The 288-nt window shown below is 59.7% G+C and carries 1 protein-coding gene; it reads right to left on the bottom strand.

Features of this window, described 5'->3' with window-relative positions; translation table 11 throughout:
• Positions 1-288 (bottom strand): catalase (locus CVH10_RS19600; RefSeq protein ID WP_146143122.1); only part of this gene is annotated, 288 nt, incomplete at both ends.

Raw genomic sequence — 288 nt, 5'->3', positions numbered from 1 at the left:
TTCCTTGTTGATGAACCGGAAGGTGTGAACGCCGAAGCCCTCCATGTTGGCGAAGGTACGCGGCAGCGTCCGGTCCGACATGGCCCACATGATCATGTGGGTCGACTCCGGCATCAGGCTGATGAAGTCCCAGAACGTGTCATGGGCGGTCGCCGCCTGCGGGTAGCCGCGATCGGCCTCCATTTTGGCGGCATGGATCAGGTCGGGGAACTTGATCGCGTCCTGGATGAAGAAGACCGGGATGTTGTTGCCGACCAGATCGTAGTTGCCCTGCTGCGTGTAGAACTT

Source organism: Halomonas sp. ND22Bw (assembly GCF_003011945.1).
In the GTDB taxonomy this organism is placed as follows: Bacteria; Pseudomonadota; Gammaproteobacteria; order Pseudomonadales; family Halomonadaceae; genus Halomonas; species Halomonas halophila.
This window is presented reverse-complemented; position numbering and strand designations above follow the sequence as displayed.